At 62.1% G+C, this 17,856-nt stretch carries 14 protein-coding genes; 12 read left to right on the top strand and 2 right to left on the bottom strand.

Annotated elements, in window-relative coordinates; translation table 11 throughout:
* The 3 genes from KYG_RS02250 to KYG_RS02240 all read left to right on the top strand — a co-directional run.
* A partial coding sequence (locus KYG_RS02250; protein ID WP_304412019.1) for a tellurite resistance TerB C-terminal domain-containing protein occupies positions 1-1,315 on the top strand: 1,315 nt, incomplete at its 5' end.
* A 254-nt stretch (positions 1,316-1,569) separates the two neighbouring features.
* Positions 1,570-2,445: a site-specific integrase gene (locus KYG_RS02245; RefSeq protein WP_008903194.1), complete on the top strand. Its 876-nt coding sequence runs from the start codon at positions 1,570-1,572 to the stop codon at positions 2,443-2,445.
* A 10-nt stretch (positions 2,446-2,455) separates the two neighbouring features.
* Entirely contained in the window at positions 2,456-3,652 is a 1,197-nt protein-coding gene (locus KYG_RS02240) for an IS91 family transposase (protein WP_008903193.1), read from the top strand.
* 654 nt (positions 3,653-4,306) lie between these two features.
* Here the strand turns inward: KYG_RS02240 and KYG_RS02235 are convergent.
* Entirely contained in the window at positions 4,307-5,731 is a 1,425-nt protein-coding gene (locus KYG_RS02235; protein ID WP_034692766.1) for a short-chain fatty acyl-CoA regulator family protein, read from the bottom strand.
* 128 nt (positions 5,732-5,859) lie between these two features.
* Between KYG_RS02235 and KYG_RS02230 the strand changes: the two genes are divergently transcribed.
* From KYG_RS02230 to KYG_RS02210, 5 genes are all read left to right on the top strand, one after another.
* Positions 5,860-6,273, top strand: a complete 414-nt coding sequence (locus KYG_RS02230; RefSeq protein ID WP_034692764.1) for an acyl-CoA thioesterase — start codon at positions 5,860-5,862, stop codon at positions 6,271-6,273.
* The gene (prpC, locus tag KYG_RS02225; protein ID WP_008903190.1) at positions 6,254-7,423 is read left to right on the top strand and encodes a 2-methylcitrate synthase; all 1,170 of its coding nucleotides are present in this window, start codon (positions 6,254-6,256) and stop codon (positions 7,421-7,423) included. The genes KYG_RS02230 and prpC overlap by 20 nt, the downstream gene beginning before the upstream one ends.
* A gap of 112 nt (positions 7,424-7,535) precedes the next feature.
* Positions 7,536-10,160: a Fe/S-dependent 2-methylisocitrate dehydratase AcnD gene (gene acnD, locus KYG_RS02220; protein WP_008903189.1), complete on the top strand. Its 2,625-nt coding sequence runs from the start codon at positions 7,536-7,538 to the stop codon at positions 10,158-10,160.
* Between the two features lie 33 nt (positions 10,161-10,193).
* Positions 10,194-11,390 carry a 2-methylaconitate cis-trans isomerase PrpF gene (gene prpF / locus KYG_RS02215; RefSeq protein ID WP_008903188.1) on the top strand — a complete coding sequence of 399 codons (1,197 nt, stop codon included), beginning with the start codon at positions 10,194-10,196 and terminating at the stop codon, positions 11,388-11,390.
* A 74-nt stretch (positions 11,391-11,464) separates the two neighbouring features.
* Positions 11,465-12,325: an oxaloacetate decarboxylase gene (locus tag KYG_RS02210; RefSeq protein ID WP_008903187.1), complete on the top strand. Its 861-nt coding sequence runs from the start codon at positions 11,465-11,467 to the stop codon at positions 12,323-12,325.
* Here the strand turns inward: KYG_RS02210 and KYG_RS02205 are convergent.
* Positions 12,316-13,203, bottom strand: a complete 888-nt coding sequence (locus KYG_RS02205) for a LysR family transcriptional regulator (protein ID WP_008903186.1) — start codon at positions 13,201-13,203, stop codon at positions 12,316-12,318. The two genes, KYG_RS02210 and KYG_RS02205, sit on opposite strands and share 10 nt — an antisense overlap.
* A gap of 103 nt (positions 13,204-13,306) precedes the next feature.
* Here KYG_RS02205 and msuE point away from each other — a divergent pair, with 103 nt between their 5' ends.
* From msuE to KYG_RS02180, 4 genes are all read left to right on the top strand, one after another.
* Positions 13,307-13,900 carry an FMN reductase gene (gene msuE / locus KYG_RS02200; protein WP_034692759.1) on the top strand — a complete coding sequence of 198 codons (594 nt, stop codon included), beginning with the start codon at positions 13,307-13,309 and terminating at the stop codon, positions 13,898-13,900.
* 43 nt (positions 13,901-13,943) lie between these two features.
* On the top strand, positions 13,944-14,927 hold the full coding sequence (locus KYG_RS02195; protein ID WP_008903184.1) for a DUF1852 domain-containing protein: 984 nt from the start codon (positions 13,944-13,946) through the stop codon (positions 14,925-14,927).
* A 31-nt stretch (positions 14,928-14,958) separates the two neighbouring features.
* Positions 14,959-15,984, top strand: coding sequence for a methionine synthase (locus KYG_RS02190; RefSeq protein WP_008903183.1), 1,026 nt, complete (start codon positions 14,959-14,961; stop codon positions 15,982-15,984).
* A 266-nt stretch (positions 15,985-16,250) separates the two neighbouring features.
* Positions 16,251-17,401 (top strand): IS3 family transposase gene (locus KYG_RS02180; protein ID WP_085942474.1). Its coding sequence is split into 2 segments (ribosomal slippage): positions 16,251-16,497 and positions 16,497-17,401, totalling 1,152 coding nucleotides; the frame shifts between segments, so codons are not numbered across the junction.
* Positions 17,402-17,856: the final 455 nt, after the last annotated feature.

The following is a 17,856-nucleotide window of genomic DNA, read 5'->3' as shown; positions in this document are numbered from 1 at the left end:
TCCATCGTCAATAAACACCACGGCTCCAGCGCCCGGGCACGACGAAGCGGAACCCACAGGTGTTTCAGCTATCGGCCTGCCGGTGTCAGTACAGCCCCGCGCCTCGGCCGCCCCAATGCCTGACCAGAGCGTCTACGCCCAAAAAAACGGGGATAAGCGATATGAGCGGCCGGTGACGCCCATGACCCACGAACCGGTGCTGCCTTTCCATCTGCGCCTGGCGCTTGGGCAGGCCGCGCGGGACCAGACGCCCCTGCCTGCGGAATTCGTGCTGGAATGGGTGAGGCTGGCGCCGCAGATTGCGGTGCGCAAACCGATGAAGCGCGCCCCAAAGGTGTTCGCAAGGTTGTTCGTGCAGAAATACGTTGAGCGCTTTGACGTTGGCATGGTGCTTCCGCGCAGCAAGACGGGCCTGGAGCTCACTTACCGAGCAGCTTCCGCTGGCATGCTCGAGGACATTGACCGCGGCTTTGGTGGTGCACCTGACGCCGGGGACCTTATTGAGCCGCTCGCGGAACTGCAAGCCATCGCAGACGACGTCTCGAACGAACTGGAAACCTACCTCCGCTACCGAGAAGAAAGCCTGGATTCTTTGAGCGAGCTGAAAGCAGTCCACAAGCTGACCAGCGACTTGTGGACCTGCGAAACGCACGCACCTCACCGCGCACCACCGCCGCCGGTTGTCGCAACCACGCCTGAACCCGCGCAGACGGCTGCTCCCCAGCCGGTAGCGGCACCCGCGCGAAAGGTCGTGCTTGATATGGGCAAGGTGGCCGCCCTCCAGAAGGACACAGCGCAGGTGACGGCGCGCTTGGGAGATATCTTTGCTGATACAACCTCTGAGCCTGTGCCTGCACCAGTCACTGCGCAGCTGAAACCAGGTCTCCAGTCGGTTAAGCCTGCCCTGGCTGTTAAGGGGCCGCCCCTTGCACCTTCATCGACGGTGGTGCTTGACATGTCCCGGGTAACTGCTCTCCAGATGGAAACTGCCCGAGTGACGGCCCTCTTGGCCAACATCTTTGTTGAGGAGACCCCTCCACCCGCTCTCGACCAAGCCACCCCTGCGGAGGAGGCCCCAGTGGAGGGAGTCCTGGGACTCGACCCGAGCCACTCCGCCTTCACCCGCATGCTGCTGTCGCGACCAGCCTGGACCCGCGCCGAACTTTTCACCGTCGCCCTTGACTGCAACGTGATGCTCGACGGTGCATTGGAGCGTACCAACGAGGCGGCACTTGATGCGTTTGATGAGGCCCTGACGGAAGGTGAAGACCCAGTCGTGGTCAATCAGGAGGTACTGGAGAAGCTCTTGTCGTGAAGTCTTTCAGTTGACGCGCTGGGATGTGTGCAGGCAATTCGATTGCCTCCCTTGATGGGAGCCGAAGAAAAGCTTTTCATCGTTGGTACCGTCCCCTTGAGGCCGCGCCGAGTTGCTAAGTCCGCTTTAGGCTGAAGGACTAAACCGCTCGCGCGGTAGTCCACCGCGAAGGCCCTGACACAGAGTAAACATCGCGCCCCTGTCTATGTTGGCGAGCGAGGCAATCGGCCTCGTTCTTCGACAGGAGCGCGATCATGATCCCTTCGACCCCCTCCATCTCGCCGCTGCGCCAACGCATGCTTGAGGACATGCGAATGCGCAAGCTGGAGCCTCGCACGCAAGAAGCCTACATCCGTGCCGTGCGCAAGCTGGCCGCTTACCTCAAGCGCTCGCCCGACGTGGCCACGGTGGAGGATCTGCGCAATTTCCAGCTCCATCTGGTGGACACGGGCTCATCGCCCATGACGCTCAACGCCACGCTCACGGGCCTGAAGTTCTTCTTCGACATCACGCTGGGACGCATCGAGCTGATGGCCAAGATGCAGCCCGTGAAGCTACCTCGCACCTTGCCTGTGGTCCTGAGCTGCGAAGAAGTCTCACGCCTTCTGGCTGCGGCCCACAACATCAAGCACCAGGTGGCTCTATCGGTTGCCTATGGCGCAGGTCTTCGCGCCAGCGAGGTCGTCAGCCTGAGGGTCACCGATGTCGACAGCCAGCGCATGACGCTGCGCGTGGAGCAAGGCAAGGGTGCCAAGGACCGCTACGCCATGCTCAGCCCTGTCCTGCTGCGGCGCCTGCGCACCTGGTGGCACCTGGCCCATGCCCAGGGCAAGATGCTGCCTGGCGGCTGGCTGTTCCCAGGCATGACGCCCTTGGAGCCTCTCTCGATTCGCCAGCTCAACCGCGCCGTTCATGCGGCAGCCGATGCCGCTGGTATCAACAAGCGGGTCACTACCCACACCCTGCGCCACAGCTTTGCCACGCATCTGCTGGAGCGCAAGGTCGATATCCGCGTGATCCAGGTGCTGCTGGGGCACAAGAAACTGGAGACCACATCGATCTACGCCCACGTGGCGACTGACCTGCTGCGCGAGGTGATCGGCCCCTTGGAGCCCATGCCTGCCGCCTGAAGGTGCGCGCGTGCAGCGGCCCACTCTGGAGGTCGCCGACATCTTCCACAAGCATGGTGCCGCCTGGCGTGACAGCCAGCGCGGTCACTTGAGCCTGTCTCAGCTCAAGGTCATGTCGGCGATTGAGCAGTGCCGCACAGCGGCACTGGGGGGACATGTGTTGCGCTGCGATAGCTGCGCCACCGAGCTGGTCTCCTACAACTCCTGCCGCAACCGACACTGCCCCAAGTGCCAAAGCGCTGCAGCCAAGCGCTGGCTCGATGCCCGCCAGGCTGATCTGCTGCCCGTGGAGTATTACCACGTGGTCTTCACGCTTCCCGCGCCCATTGCAGATCTGGCGTACCAGAACAAGGTAGGACTCTATGGGTTGTTGTTTGATGTCGCCGCCGAGGTGCTACAGACCATCGCTGCTGACCGCAAGCATTTGGGTGCACGCATCGGTGCCACGCTGGTGCTGCATACCTGGGGTTCTGCACTGACGCATCACCCGCATGTACATGGCATCGTGCCAGGCGGTGGACTGGCTCCTGACGGCAAGTCCTGGGTGGCTTGCCGATCGGGCTTCTTTCTGCCGGTGCGCGTGCTGTCCAGGTTGATGCGACGGCGCTTCATCGAAGAGCTGTTGCGCCTGCACCAGGCGGGGCGGCTGAGGTTCTTCGGCGAACTGGCGGCGCTGGCTGATGGTGCCTGCTTCAGCCAGTGGCTGGCTCCGATGCGCCAATGCGAGTGGGTGGTCTATGCCAAGAGGCCGTTTGCCGGCCCCCAGGCGGTGCTGGCCTACCTGTCTCGCTACACGCACCGGGTGGCTATCACGAGCAGCCGGCTTGTTGCGATGGATGAGCGCGGGGTAATTTTTAAATGGAAGGACTACCGTGCCAAGGGGAGCACGCGCCACAAGACCATGACGCTGGCGCCCCAGGAGTTCATGCGCAGATTCCTGCTGCATGTGCTGCCCAGCGGTTTCCATCGCATCCGCCACTATGGCTTGCTGGCCAATGGCAACCGCAGGGAATGCCTTGCGCTGGCGCGCCAGTTGTTGGGCGCCGCTCCCGGGCAAGCCGCAGTCCCATCGGGCAACGACGGGCAAGACGATGGGTCGTCCAGCGCAGCGCCACCAGTCTTTGTCTGCAGGCACTGCGGCCACGCGATGGTCATCGTGCAAAGTTGGATGAACGGGCAGGCCATTCGGGCGCCACCTCCATCATGAACAGTCCCCTGAACCACCACTTGTCTTGGATGTCGATGCGATTGGGTCCGTCGGCGGGGTTGGTGCATGCCCGGCGCTGGAAATGGCGGTCCAGAACGCATGCCGCCCCCTGTGAAGGGTGCAACACCGCAGTTGCGCCAGGCCCCACCCACACACAATGGCACACTGGCGCCGCTTGCCTGCAGGTCTTGGTCGTCAAGCCGCTGCCCAAATCCCCATAGCGTTTGCGCCCTGAACACCTGCGTTGGCGTTCTCCGCGGTTTCCTCCCCCGAGGCTTGTGCGACACCTGCCCTCAGGTCGGGGGCGCTTGTCGCTCGGGGGGTGTTCCGGGCAGGTATCCCACAACCCTAAACAGGAGCTACCTGTCGCACGAATACTCTAAGTGGCCGCTTGTTTTGCTAAAGCCGTCAATCGCGCTTGAAGGCGATTTGAGCTTCCTTGGCTGAACTGAAGCATCCATACGCCTGTCTACCGAACAAAAACAGCGATGTGCGTTATGCGTTGATCAGCAAGCCTGTGCACGCTCAGCCTCCACTTGTGCTTCTCGTTGGCATCGGGAAGAGCAACCTGACCGTACGAATGAATCTCGCAGAGGGTTCAGCAAGCTCCATAGCGAGTAACTTTCAAAACCATCAGGTACCAATGTCCAGGCGCTACGAGTGCATACTGGCTCCATAAGGCGCAAACCCGCTGACATTCTCATTCACGTCCAATGTCCTGCCTACGTACGGAAAGGCGCGCTGCGGGCATTCCGTGCGCTCGCAAACCTTGCAGCCCATGCCGATGGGAGTCGCTGCATCGGGGTCTGCGAGGTCCAGTCCCTTGGCGTAGACGAGCCGGGACGCATGGCGCACATCGCAACCCAGGCCGATGGAGAACATCTTGCCGGGGGAGCCATAGCCGCGCGATGGAGCACTCGTCACCGTGCGAGCGATCCACAAGTAAGTGCGGCCATCGGGCATGCGCGCCAGCTGTGGGAGCACACGCCCGGGCTGCGCAAAGGCTTCGTAGACATTCCAGAGTGGGCAGGTGCCGCCCGCACGGCTGAAGTGGAAGTGGGTAGCCGATTGGCGTTTGGAGATGTTCCCCGCACGGTCCACACGGACGAAGAAAAAAGGCACCCCAGGTTCGCTGGGGCGCTGCAGCGTGCTTAGCCGGTGGCACACCGTCTCAAAGCCCACGGCAAAGCGCTGACCAAGCAAGTCGATGTCATAGCGCAGCGCTTCCGCCGCGCTCAAAAATGGACCATAGGGCAATAGCAGAGCACCCGCAAAGTAGTTGGCCAGACCGATGCGCGCTAAACGCACCGTGGGCATGTCCCCCGCAAAAGGTGCTGTCCGGGTCAGCCCCTCAATCAACATGTCTGCCTCCAACAGCGCAAGCTGGGTCGCCATCTGAAAGGCTTGCTGCCCCACATCCAGCGCGCGGGACAAGCGCAGTGTTCGGTTGCTCGGGTCGTACTGACGCTTGCCGTCCCCAGCGCCATCACAGGCCACAAGGCGGACGTGGTGCTGTTCCAGCAAGCGCTGCGCCAACCAGGGCGCCAGCGCTGCGCCCTCATGCCCCGCCTGTTCTGCCAAGGCCTCAGCAGCCCGGTCCAGTACGTCAAAGTGGTTTTGGTGTGCGAAGAAGAAATCACGCACCGCCTCGAACGCCATAGCCCGAGCGGCAGGAGCCGCATCGGTACGGTCGTCGCCCATGCGCAATGCCATGGCTTCAAGCTGAGCAGCTGCATCCAAGTTGCGTCGGTACAGCGTGACGATGGCGCGACCCAGCACCGGCATCTGGGTCGCAACTTCCTTCAGCTCGGGCAGGCTGACCGGCTCTGGAGCATCCGCCAGCGCCTCGCGCAATGCAGCGATCAGGCGCGCCTCCTCGTCTTCTGAAAACTGCTGAATGTCCACGCCTAGTGCCCGGTTCAGCTTGAGCAGCAAGCTGACCGTGAGCGGACGCTGGTTTTGTTCCACCTGATTCAGGTAACTCGGCGAAATACCCAGCGCGTGTGCCAGTGCGATCTGCGACATGCCGCGCTCTGATCGCAGCCTGCGCAACTTCACTCCCATAAACGTCTTTGCCATCACTTGCCTTTCACACGCGAATTTTTCACAAAACATTCGCAAATTTCGCAAAACCAGCCACTGCCGTTCGCAACAATTCGCCCTTTTAGCCCTGTTGCTCTGGATGTATTTTGCGTAAATTGCGAATCATGACAACACCCCCTGGAACTGTTGAGTTGCGCGAGCTGGTTCTGCCCGTATACGCCAACCACCACGGCACGCTGTTCGCGGGCCAGGGTCTGCAGCTGATGGCCAAGGCGGCTTTCCTCGCGGCCCGCGGACTCGCTCGCCGTGAGGTCGTGATGGCCGGCGTGACTGGCGTGCAATGCCTTGCGCCTGTGCCTGTGGGCTACCAGCTCACGCTGCAAGGCTGGGTCAGCCGTGTCGGTCGCAGTTCGATGACGGTCTGTGTGCGCGGATTGGCAGATCGCCCGGATGTGCCCGCAGAGCACGTCCTCACGGGTGTGTTCGAGATGGTCGCGGTGGACTCCACCGGCCGTCCTGTCGCCATTGATTCTTCCTACCTGAACCCGGAGACCTCGCATGAACACCACAACCACTGAGCCCACGGCCACCACCCCGTTCAAGCCGAAAAAGTCGGTCGCCCTGTCGGGCGTCACTGCGGGCAATACCGCGCTGTGTACGGTTGGGCGAACCGGCAACGACCTGCACTACCGAGGCTATGACATCCTGGACATGGCGGAGACTTGCGAATTCGAAGAGATTGCCCATCTGCTGGTGCACGGAAAGCTGCCGACACGCGCTGAGCTCAAGGCATACAAGGCCAAGCTCAGGGCCCTGCGCGGCCTCCCGGGTAGCGTAAAAGCAGCGCTTGAACAACTGCCGGCGGCAAGCCATCCCATGGACGTGATGCGCACCGGCGTGTCGGCCCTGGGCTGTGCACTGCCCGAAAAAGACGACCACAACCTGCCCGGTAGCCGCGACATTGCCGACCGTCTAATGGCCAGTCTGGGCAGCATGTTGCTGTACTGGTACCACTTCAGCAACTCGGGCCGCCGCATCGACGTAGAGACGGACGACGACTCCATCGGGGCCCACTTCCTGCACCTGCTGCATGGCGAAAAACCGCCGGCAGACTGGGTGCGTGCCATGCACACCTCGCTGAACCTGTATGCCGAGCACGAGTTCAACGCCAGTACCTTCACCGCACGCGTGATTGCGGGCACAGGCAGTGATATGTATTCGAGCATCGCGGGTGCTATTGGTGCGCTGCGTGGCCCCAAGCACGGCGGCGCGAACGAGGTGGCTTTCGAGATCCAGAAGCGCTACGACAGCCCGGACGAGGCAGAGGCCGACATCCGTCGCCGAGTAGAGGCCAAGGAAGTGGTGATCGGTTTTGGTCACCCGGTCTACACCGTGAGCGATCCGCGCAACGTAGTCATCAAGGGTGTGGCCAAGCGACTGTCGGACGCGGCTGGCTCCACCAAGATGTACGACATTGCCGAGCGGCTCGAGGCGGTGATGTGGGAAGTCAAAAAGATGTTCCCCAACCTCGACTGGTTCAGCGCCGTGAGCTACCACATGATGCAGGTGCCCACCGCCATGTTCACCCCGCTGTTCGTCATTGCGCGCACCAGTGGCTGGGCGGCACACGTGATCGAGCAGCGGGTGGACAACAAAATCATTCGCCCCAGCGCCAACTACACCGGGCCGGAAGACCAGACATTCGTGCCCATCGAGGCCCGCAGCTAAAAAACCATAGCAGCTCGCGCTTACCAATCAACCATTTCAGACCATATTGCCTTGAAATCTTGATGTAACAAGCGCCAGCAGCTATCAAAAAAAGAGTGAATCCCGCGAAATGATGAACACCGCCCACCGCAAGCCGCTGCCCGGCACAGCCCTGGATTACTTTGATGCACAGGCTGCCGTCGATGCCATAGAACCCGGTGCCTGGGCCCGGCTGCCCTACACCGCCCGCGTGCACGCCGAGAACCTGGTGCGCCGCGCCAACCCGGCACAGCTCAATGACTTTCTGGGCCAGCTGATCGGACGCAAGCGCGAGATCGACTTCCCCTGGTTTCCGGTGCGCGTGGTGTGCCACGATATCCTGGGCCAGACGGCACTGGTTGACCTGGCCGGGCTGCGCGATGCGATTGCGAAAGAAGGCGGCGACCCGGCTGCCGTGAACCCGGTGGTGCCGGTGCAGCTCATCGTGGACCACTCGCTGGCCGTGGAGTGCGGTGGCTACGATCCCGACGCCTTTGCCAAGAACCGCGCCATCGAGGACCGCCGCAACGAGGACCGCTTCCACTTCATCGAGTGGACGAAGAAGGCCTTTGCCAATGTGGACGTGATCCCGGCGGGCAACGGGATCATGCACCAGATCAATCTGGAGAAGATGTCGCCCGTCGTGTACGTTCAGGATGGCGTGGCCTTCCCCGACACCTGCGTGGGCACCGACAGCCACACGCCGCACGTCGATGCGCTGGGCGTGATCGCCGTGGGCGTGGGCGGGCTGGAAGCCGAGAACGTGATGCTGGGCCGCGCCTCGTGGATGCGCCTGCCCGACATCGTGGGCGTCAGGCTCACCGGCAAGCGCCAGCCTGGCATCACCGCCACTGACATTGCTCTCGCGCTGACCGAGTTTTTGCGCAAGGAAAAGGTGGTCGGCGCCTACGTGGAGTTCTTCGGCGAGGGCGCGGACAGCCTGTCGATCGGCGACCGCGCCACCATCTCGAACATGTGCCCCGAATACGGCGCCACCGCCGCGCTGTTCTTCATCGATGCGCAAACCACGGCCTACCTGCGCCTGACCGACCGCAGCCCCGAACAGGTGCAGTTGGTGGAAACCTACGCCAAGGCCGCTGGTTTCTGGGCCGACGACCTCAAGACTGCCGAGTACGAGCGCGTGCTCGCGTTCGACCTCTCCAGCGTGGTGCGCAACATGGCCGGCCCGAGCAACCCGCACCGCCGGCTGCCCACCTCGGCGCTGGTGGACCGCGGCATCGCCGGCGCCATCAAGCTCGAAATGGCCCGCGCCGAGGAGGCCGAGGGGCTGACGCCCGATGGCGCCGTGATCATCGCCGCCATCACCAGCTGCACCAACACCAGCAACCCGCGCAACGTCATCGCCGCCGCGCTGCTGGCGCGCAATGCGCGCCGCCTGGGGCTGGCGCGCAAGCCGTGGGTGAAAACCTCGCTCGCGCCCGGCTCTAAAGCCGTGGAGCTGTATTTGAAGGAAGCCGGCTTGCTGGCCGACCTGGAGGCGCTGGGCTTTGGCATCGTCGCCTTTGCCTGCACCACCTGCAACGGCATGAGCGGCGCGCTGGAGCCGAAAATTCAGCAGGAAATCATCGAGCGCGACCTGTACGCCACCGCCGTGCTCTCGGGCAACCGCAACTTTGACGGGCGCATCCACCCCTATGCCAAGCAGGCGTTTTTGGCCAGCCCGCCGCTGGTGGTGGCCTACGCGCTGGCGGGCACGGTGCGCTTTGATATTGAAAACGACGCTTTTGCCGTGGTCGATGGCCAGCCCGTGCGCCTGAAGGATCTGTGGCCCAGTGACGAAGAAATCGATGCCATCGTGGCCCAGGCCGTCAAACCCGAACAGTTCCGCGCCGTGTACGAGCCGATGTTCGCGCTTCGCGTGGACGATGGCACGCGCGTAAGCCCGCAGTACGACTGGCGCCCCCAGTCCACCTACATCCGCCGCCCGCCTTACTGGGACGAGCAAGGTGTGGGCGCGCTGGCGGCCTACCCGCGCACGCTGAAAAGCATGCGCCCCCTGGCCATCCTGCCCGACAACATCACCACCGACCACCTGTCGCCGTCCAACGCCATCCTGGCCGACAGCGCGGCCGGCGAGTACCTGGCCAAAATGGGCCTGCCGGAGGAGGACTTCAACTCCTACGCCACGCACCGCGGCGACCACCTCACCGCCATGCGCGCCACCTTTGCCAACCCGCAGCTCGTCAACGAGATGGCCGTGGTCGATGGCCAGGTGAAGAAGGGGTCGCTGGCGCGCATCGAGCCCGAGGGCAAGGTGGTGCGCATGTGGGAGGCCATCGAGGCGTACCTGAACCGCCGCCAGCCGCTCATCATCATCGCCGGGGCCGACTACGGCCAGGGGTCGAGTCGCGACTGGGCCGCCAAGGGCGTGCGGCTGGCGGGGGTAGAGACGGTGGTGGCCGAGGGCTTCGAGCGCATCCACCGCACCAACCTCATCGGCATGGGCGTGCTGCCGCTGGAGTTCAAACCCGGCGTGAACCGCCTGACGCTGCAGCTGGACGGCACCGAGACCTACGACGTGGAAGGCCAGCTCACGCCGCGCGCCGACCTCACGCTGGTCATCCACCGCCAAAACGGCCAGACCGACCGCGTGGCCACCACCTGCCGCCTGGACACCGCCGAGGAAGTCTCGGTGTACGAAGCGGGCGGCGTGCTGCAGCGTTTTGCGCAAGACTTTTTGGCATCGAATCAGGCCTGAGCCCTTACCAGGCAAGCGCAAGCAGCTATCAAAATGGATATGACCCAGCACCTTCCCCAAATACGCATTCCCGCCACCTACATGCGTGGCGGCACCAGCAAGGGCGTGTTTTTCCGTCTGCAAGACCTGCCCGAAGCCGCGCAGCAGCCCGGCCCGGCGCGCGACAAGCTGCTGCAGCGCGTCATCGGTAGCCCCGACCCCTACGGCGCGCAGATCGACGGCATGGGCGGCGCCACCTCCAGCACCAGCAAGTGCGTGATCCTGTCAAAGAGCACACGGCCCGATCACGACGTGGACTACCTCTACGGCCAGGTGTCCATCGACAAGGACTTTGTGGACTGGTCGGGCAACTGCGGCAACCTGTCCACCGCCGCTGGCACCTTTGCCCTTCACGCGGGCTTCGTCGATGCGGCGCGGGTGCCGCAAGACGGTGTGTGTGTGGTGCGTATCTGGCAGGCCAACATTGGCAAAACCATCATCGCCCACGTGCCCGTGGCGGGCGGACAGGTGCAGGAAACCGGCGACTTCGAGCTGGACGGCGTGACCTTTCCGGCGGCGGAAATCGTGCTGGAGTTCATCGACCCTTCGGACGATGGCGATGAGGGCGGGGCCATGTTCCCCACGGGCAACCTGGTCGATACGCTGGATGTGCCGGGCGTCGGCACCTTCCAGGCCACCATGATCAACGCGGGCATTCCCACCGTGTTCGTCAACGCCGCCGACATCGGCTACCAGGGCACGGAGCTGCGCGAGGACATCAACGGCGACCCGGCGCAACTGGCGCGTTTCGAGCAGATCCGCGTGGCCGGGGCGCTGCGCATGGGCCTGATCCAGACCCCCGAGGAAGCCGCCATACGCCAGCACACGCCCAAGATCGCGTTCGTCAGCCCGCCCAAGGACTACACCGCCTCCAGCGGTAAAACCATCGCGGCGGCGGATGTGGACCTGCTGGTGCGCGCCCTGTCCATGGGCAAGCTGCACCACGCCATGATGGGCACCTGCGCCGTGGCCATCGGCACAGCGGCAGCCATACCCGGCACGCTGGTGAACCTGGCCGCCGGTGGCGGCGCACGCAACGCGGTGCGCGTCGGCCACCCCTCGGGCACGCTGCGCGTGGGCGCCGAGGCAAAACAGGACAACGGCCAGTGGACGGTGACCAAAGCCGTGATGAGCCGCAGCGCCCGCATCCTCATGGAGGGCTTCGTGCGCGTTCCGGCGGGCTGTTTTTAAGGAAAATTGGCATCTAGCGCTTATCCAACAAGCGCTAGCAGCTATCAAACCAATAGCATCTAGATCGGCAATCCATGAACACAAAGCAGCGACTCAAGCAACTCGTCGAGGCCCGCAGCGGCCTGATCGTCCCGGGCGCGTTCAACGCGCTCTCTGCCAAGGTGATCGCCGACCTAGGCTTCCAGGCCATCTACGTCACCGGCGCGGGCGTCACCAATATGTGGTTCGGCATGCCGGACCAAGGCTTTATGGGCCTGCATGAAATTGCCGACCACACGGCACGCATCCGCGACGCGGTCGATGTGCCGCTCATCGTCGATGCCGACACGGGCTTTGGCAACGCGCTCAACGTGGTTCACACCGTGCGCACGCTGGAGCGCGCCGGCGCCGACTGCATCCAGCTCGAAGACCAGGTGGCGCCCAAGCGCTGCGGGCATTTCAGCGGCAAAGAGGTGATTTCCACCGAGGAAGCGGTGAGCAAGATCAAGGCCGCCGTCGATGCACGGCGCGACCCCGATTTCCTCATCATGGCGCGCACCGACGCCGCTGCTACGCACGGCTTCGAGGCCGCCGTGGAGCGTGCGCAGAAGTTCGCCGAGGCGGGCGCGGACATCCTGTTCGTGGAGGCCGTCACCAAGGCCGAGGAAGTGCGCGCGCTGCCGCAGCGCCTGGCCAAGCCCCAGCTCATGAACATGGTGATCGGCGGCAAGACCCCCATCTTCAATGCCGACCAGTTGGGCGAGCTGGGCTTTGGCATCGTGCTGTACGCCAATGCCGCGCTGCAAGGCGCCGTGATGGGCATGCAAAAAACCCTGACCACGCTGCGCGATGCCAAGGAAGTGCGCGAGGACAGCGGCCTGGTGACGCCCTTCGCAGAACGGCAGCGGCTGGTGAACAAGCCCGCATGGGACGCGCTGGAGCAGCGCTACACCTGAGCGTTCCGCGCAAACTGGATGAAGGCCTGCAGATAGTCCGTGTCCCTGTCCTGCTCACGCGTTCCCAGGTGAATCTGCTTGGCGATGCCGTGTCGGCCCAGCTGGACGGGCACCACATCCATCTTCTCGGCATACTCCAGTGCAAGCCAGCGCGGCAACGCTGCCACTCCGCGGCCACTGGCCACCATCTGCAGCATGATGTCCGTGGTTTCGATGGTCTTGTGGCGGCGTGGTGCAATGCCCGCCGGGGCAAGGAACTGCGTGTACACGTCCAGCCGCTCGGGGCTGACCGGGTAGGTAATGAGCGTTTCGCTCACAAGCTGGGCAGGCTTCACATGGGCCTGTTGCGCAAAGGCATGGTTTCCAGCAACCACCAGCACCTGCTCGTAGTCGAACACCGGCTCGAAATGCAGGCCGGGCTTGTGCAACGGGTCGGGGGTCACCAGCAGGTCGATCTCGTAGCCGAACAGCGCACCGATGCCCCCGAACTGGAATTTCTGCTTCACGTCCACATCCACATCCGGCCAAGCACTCAGATAAGGCGACACGATCTTGAGCAGCCACTGGTAGCAGGGGTGGCATTCCATGCCGATGCGCAGGGTACCGCGCTCGCCCTGGGCGAACTGCCGAAGTGTGCTCTCTGCCTGATCCAGCTGCGGGAGCACGCGGTTGGCAACCGCCAGCAGGTACTGCCCCGCCTGTGTGAGCCGCAGGCTTCGACCCTCGCGCAGCCAGACATCGGTGCCCAGTTGCTGCTCCAGCTTTTTCATGCTGTGGCTCAGGGCTGACTGCGTGAGGTTCAACACCCCGGCAGCCGCGGTCAGCGACCCCTGATTCTCTACCTGCTGGACGATGCTGAGATGGATGCGTTCTAGCATTCTTATGAAATCAGTTCATTGAACCATGAGATAAGACCATTTTACTTCATGGATTGATCGCCCTAGCATCCGCTCCTTGATTCGCTTGTCTCTGTCGCCATCCATGAAACAAACAACGCAATGCCCACTGCGTGTCGTCGCAGTCTCCGGCGGGCTGCAGCGCCCGTCCAAATCGGCAGCGCTGGCCGAACATCTCCTGGCACTGATTTCGGCTGAAGTCCCATGCCGCCCACATCTGACGGAAGTCGGAGAGCTGGCATCGCAGCTTTCGGGCGCGGTCCGAAGGTCCGAATTACCACCGGCGGTGGAGCGAGAACTGATGGCGGTCGAACAGGCCGACGTGCTGGTGGTGGCCACGCCGGTGTATCGCGGCTCCTACACAGGTCTGTTCAAGCACTTCTTCGACCTCATCCACCAGGACGCATTGATCGACACGCCCGTGTTGCTGGCGGCAACCGGCGGCAGCGAACGGCATGCGCTGGTAATCGATCACCAGTTGAGACCCCTGTTCAGCTTTTTCCAGGCGCGCACCTTACCGCTGGGTGTCTACGCGACCGACAAGGATTTTGTGGACCAGCGATTGCGGGATGAGGCGCTGCTGGACCGAGCCCGGCTGGCAGTGCGGCGGGCACTGCCGCTGATCACAGAGGCACGTCACGCCAGTCCGGTTCTGGCCGACGAACTGCTGCTCGCCTGACACAAGCCCCACTCCACTTGAACATTTGAATCGCCCCATCGCCATGCACGAAGAATTTGCCTTTCACATCAACAGCACCCGCTTTGATGAAAACTACCAACCCTCAAGCAGCACGCGCCTGACCACGAACTTTGCCAACCTCGCCAGGGGTACCAGCCGGCAACAGAACCTGCGCGACACGCTCAGGATGATTGACAACCGGTGCAACGAACTGGCGCATTGGGACAATCCGGCAGGAGACCGCTACACCGTCGAGTTGGAGATCATCTCCGTCGAAATGTGCTTGGACGCGCAGGCAAGTGCCAGCGGCTTCCCCTTGATCGAGATGCTCAAACCCTGCATTTGGGACGGGAAAGAGAACAAGCGAATCGATGGCATTGCGGGGAACAACTTCTCCTCGTACGTGCGCGATTACGACTTCAGCGTGTTGCTCCCGGAGTACAACGCGGATCGCGCGGAGTTCGGGCTGCCGGTCAACTTTGGCGATCTGCATGGCAAGCTTTTCAAACAGTTTGCCAACTCCAGCGAGTACAAGGCCCGCTTTGGCAAGCCGCCTGTAATCTGCATCAGCGTGTCCACCAGCAAGACCTACCTGCGGACCGACAACCAGCACCCCGTACTGGGTGTCGAATACGAACAAAGCGAACTGTCTTCCACAGACCACTATTTCGCAAAGATGGGGATGCAGGTTCGCTTCTTCATGCCACCCGCCGGTGTTGCGCCCTTGGCCTTCTATTTCCAGGGCGATCTCTTGGCCGACTACACCAACCTGGAGCTCATCGCCAGCATCAGCACCATGGAAACCTTTCAGAAGATCTATCGCCCCGAGATATACAACGCCAACTGCGCAGCGGGAAAGCTCTACCAACCGAGCTTGAAGAACCAGGACTATTCGTCGACGCAAATCGTCTACGACCGGGAGGAGCGCAGCCAGTTGGCTGTCCAGCAAGGCAAGTACACCGAAGAACACTTCATCAAACCCTACAAAAACGTGCTCGAACAATGGACCCGCCATTGCGCGCTGTGACCCTCTCCCTCTTTCTTGAAAGGACCCCCTGATGTTTGAAACCTCCATCGCCGGCAGCCTGCCCAAACCCGCCTGGCTTGCTGAAACCCACAAGCTCTGGCCCCAGTGGAAGGCGGAAGGCGATGCATTGCGTCAGGCCAAGGCGGACGCGACCCTGCTCTGGATCAAGGCCCAGGAGGACGCAGGTCTGGACATCGTGTGCGACGGCGAACAATCCCGGCAGCACTTCGTGCATGGATTCCTCGAACAAGTCGATGGCATCGACTTCGAAAACAAGGTGAAGATGGGCATTCGCGACAACCGGTACGACGCGATGGTCCCGCAGGTCGTTTCGAGCCTGCGCCTGAAGGGCCGGGTACATGCCTTTGAAGCCCAGCTGGCGCGTGCGCACACGAAGAAGAAGCTGAAGTTCACGCTTCCCGGTCCGATGACCATCATCGATACCGTCGCAGACCGCTTCTACGGCGACCGCGTCAAGATGGCCTTCGCGTTTGCCGAGTTGCTGAACCAAGAGGCCCTGGCACTTCAGGCCGACGGCGTGGACATCATCCAGTTTGATGAACCCGCCTTCAATGTCTACATGAAGGACGCCGCTGACTGGGGCGTGAAGGCGCTTGAGCGCGCAGCGCAGGGACTGACCTGCACGACCGCCGTGCACATCTGCTACGGCTATGGCATCAAGGCCAATACCGATTGGAAGAGCACCCTGGGTGACGAATGGCGCCAGTACGAGGCCGTGTTTCCGGCCCTCGCCAAGAGCAGCATCGACCAGGTGAGCCTGGAGTGCATCCACTCCCATGTTCCGCCAGAGCTGATGAAACTGCTGGTCGGCAAGGACGTTTTGGTCGGTGTGATCGATGTGGCCAGCGATGTGGTCGAGACACCCGAGGAGGTGGCAGACACCATCGGTCGGGCGCTGGAGTTTGTGCCCAAAGAGCGCTTGTTCCCCTGTACGAATTGCGGCATGGCTCCGATGGCACGGCACGTGGCTTGGCGTAAATTGGAAGCACTTGCAGCGGGCACGAGACTCGCAAAGGAGCGACTCACCACGACATGACAATCGCTCAGCCATGGCGCCTGCTCATCCCGGCCGCGCCGTCGGTGGCGCGACATGTTCCGAGCCAAGTGAATCGACCAACCGTCTTCAGGTATCTCTGGTAACTGTCAATTGTTGGATTTCTCATCGCTGCTCAGAAGCCAATGTCTGCCGTCTCCATGAGCAGTCATTGATAGCTCAGAGTTAAACGACCGCAACCAGCCTGAGTCGCCCCGGGTTTGCTAGACACCTCTGAGCCTCAAACCTGATGCCCAATAGGAGGTGCCATGAGTAAACAGAGATACCCTGAAGAATTCAAGACCGAAGCGGTCAAGCAGATCACTGAGCGAGGTCACAAGGTGGCCGACGTGTCCGTCAGGCTTGGCGTGAGCCAGCACAGCCTGTACCAGTGGATCAAGACCTATACATCGCCGGCCAGTGATCGGCAGATGCAGATGTCGCAAGCCGACGAGTTGCGCAAATTGAAGGTCGAACTCAAGCGCGTGACCGAGGAGCGCGACATCTTAAAAAAGGCCGCAGCGTACTTTGCCAGGCAGTCCGGGTGAAGTACGCATTTATCGAGCGGCACGAACGTGAGCACAGCGTGCGGCGCATGTGCGTGTGTCTGCAGGTGCACCCCAGCGGTTATTACGCCTGGAAGACCGAGCCTGCCAGCCCTCGCGCCAAGGACGATCAGCGATTGCTGGGTCTGCTCAAGCAAGCCTGGCTGGAGAGCGGCGGCGTGTACGGCTACCGCAAGCTCACGCTGGACATGCGCGATCTGGGCGAGAGCTGCGGCAAGCACCGTGTAGCCCGCTTGCTCAAGCTCGAAGGACTGCGCTCGCAGACCGGCTACCGGCGCCGCCCTGGCGTGCGTGGTGGCAAACCTGCCGTCGTGGCACCCAACCACCTGCAGCGCCAGTTCACTGTGGCCAAGCCCAATGAATCCTGGGTGACCGACATCACGTACATCCGCACCCATGAGGGCTGGCTGTACCTGGCTGTGGTGGTCGATCTGTTCTCGCGCCAGGTCGTTGGCTGGTCCATGGACAGCCGCATCGATACCGGCTTGGTGCTCGGCGCGTTGCTGATGGCCTTGTGGCGTCGCCAGCCCACGGGGCCGGTCACGGTTCATTCCGATCAGGGAAGTCAGTTCACCGGTCATGACTGGCAGGACTTTCTGCGCGATCACAACCTGATCTGCAGCATGAGCCGCCGGGGCAACTGCCACGACAACGCTGTGGCCGAGAGCTTCTTTCAGTTGCTCAAGCGCGAACGCATCCGCCGACAGATCTACCCCACCCGCGATGACGCCAGAGCCGATGTATTCAACTACATTGAAATGTTCTACAACCCCAAACGGCGCCACGGCACTGCCGGAGATACTTCACCGGTAGAGTTCGAGAGACGCCATTTCCAACGGCTCAACTGTGTCTAGGAAAGCCGGGTCGATTCACCCTGAAGCCGCCGCATGGCCAAATCGCTGCCCTTCGCGTCAAGCGTTTAGGCGCGGCGCCGAGTAGAAAGATCCCGAGCTGACTGCGTACCGAACGGCCCGACTGGAAAAAATACAAGACTCAGTGAGAAACGCCCGGGAAAGTACAACACTGAAGGAATAAAAAGTACAAAGGTAGGCCCTTGGTGTTGTTCCAAGTCGTTGATTTCTCGAATTCGGCAGTACAACACTCAGCGCATATCGACATCTCGCTCGACAGGAGCGAAAACTGTCGATTCCACTCGAGTTTTGTATTTTTCTCATTGAGTTTTGTACTTTTGGGGCGCGAAAATATCGCGTAACTATTTGATTTTCAATGGGAATTTTCTTACTGGTGACGTTTCGCCTATCTTCTCAGCCTTCTTTTTAAGCAATTTTCAGAAATTTTGCCCCACCCC

This window comes from Acidovorax sp. NO-1, assembly GCF_000238595.1.
GTDB lineage: Bacteria > Pseudomonadota > Gammaproteobacteria > Burkholderiales > Burkholderiaceae_C > Acidovorax.
The sequence above is the reverse complement of the archived record's forward strand: the minus strand, read 5'-3'. Positions and strand labels throughout refer to the sequence as shown.